This window comes from Streptomyces sp. NPDC058964 (assembly GCF_042741275.1).
Lineage (GTDB): Bacteria > Actinomycetota > Actinomycetes > Streptomycetales > Streptomycetaceae > Streptomyces.
Window position 1 is genome coordinate 3,014 of sequence record NZ_JBHYKH010000637.1, and the last position, 1,560, is coordinate 4,573.

Consider the following 1,560-nt stretch of genomic DNA (forward strand, 5'->3'; position numbering starts at 1 on the left):
CCCCGCCCCCCCCACCCCCCCCCCCGCGCGCCCGGCCCCCCCCCCCCCCGCGCGCGCGGGGCTGGGCCACCGGCGCCCCCACCCGCGGGACCCCGCGGGGACTCCCCCGACCGTCCGCGCGTTGCCCGGGGGGGGGCGACGGCGGGCGGCCCAGCCACCGGCTCACCCCCTGGCGCACCGACTGGTCCAGCCAGACCGGCGCCAGCCAGCTCGGCATCCTGCACGGCTCCACCTTCGACATCCCCGCGTTCCGCTGGTACGAGAAGGACAGCGGCGAAGTGATGGTCTGCAACCGCCCCACCAGCGCCGTCGAACTCCAGCGCCGCGCCGTGGCCCGCACGGGCGACGGCGGACTGCTCACCGCCGACGGCGCCAGCCGCGGCAACCTGTTCAGCGGCGGCGCCGACGAACAGGCCCTCGTGCTGTCCATCGCCACCCGCCGGCGAGGCCGCGAGAACCGCTCCCGGGCCGGCTACTTCGCCTACTTCTCCGACCCCGCCAACGCCGTCCGCACCGCCCTCTCCTTCACCGCCGAAGTGTGCCGCGAGCTCGGCCAGTCCACCCGGGCCCGGATGCGCAAGCAGCGCCCGCGCGTCGGACGCGGCGGCCTCTACCCCTTCGTCCGCGCCTTCGCGACCGTCGTCGAACGGGACGTCGTCGTCGCCGCGGTGATGGGCGACATGCTGGTCGGCCGCACCGCCGTCTATGCCGACCTCGTCGCGTACGACGAGGTGGCCCACCACTCCGGGCCGCACAGCCGGGACGCGCAGAAGGTGCTCGCGCGCCTGGACCGCGCCCTCGCGCTGATCGAGAAGGCCGCCGAACACGCCCCGCGCCCCTACCGGATCGTCGTGCTCTCCGACCACGGACAGAGCCCCGGCGAAACCTTCCGCGCCCGCTACGGACTGACCCTCGGCGATCTCGTCCGGGCCGGCTGCGGACTGCCCGTACCGCGCAGGGCCGAACGCACGCGGAGCGGCGCCGAGGCCCGCGCCGCCGTCCGCGCGGCGCTGCACCGCCCCGTCGAGGAGCGCGCCGACGGGCACCACCGCGCCCACCCCCGCTCGGAGCCGGTCGTCCTCGCCTCCGGCAACCTCGGCCTGGTCTCCTTCCCGGACGTGCCGCACCGGATGACCAAGGAGGAGATCGACGCCCGGCACCCCGCCCTGCTCGCCACCCTCGCGAACCACCCAGGCATCGCCTTCCTGCTGGTGCGCAGCGAGGAACACGGCGGCCTGGTCCTCGGCCCGACCGGCGCGGAGATCCCGCTGGACCGGCTGGACGCCGACCCCGGCCCGCTGGCGGCCTTCGGCCCCGGCGCCGCCGACGCCGTCCGACGCACCCACTCCTTCCCGCACACCGCCGACATCATGGTCAACTCCTGGTACGACCCCGCCGACGGCGAAGTCCTCTCCTTCGAGGAACAGATCGGCTCCCACGGCGGCTTCGGCGGCGCCCAGGCCAAGCCGTTCCTGCTCTCCCCCCTCGCCCGTTCCCCACCCCACAGCGAGGGTCCGGAACTGGGGGGCGCCGAGCACCTGGCACGCGCTCGAGCGCGGC

General features: G+C 76.3%; 1 protein-coding gene. It reads left to right on the forward strand.

The genetic code is table 11. From position 1 onward, the window contains the following. Positions 1 to 1,560, forward strand: a 1,560-nt coding sequence (locus ACFW2E_RS41985; protein ID WP_384475974.1) for an alkaline phosphatase family protein, incomplete at both ends; no start/stop codon positions are given.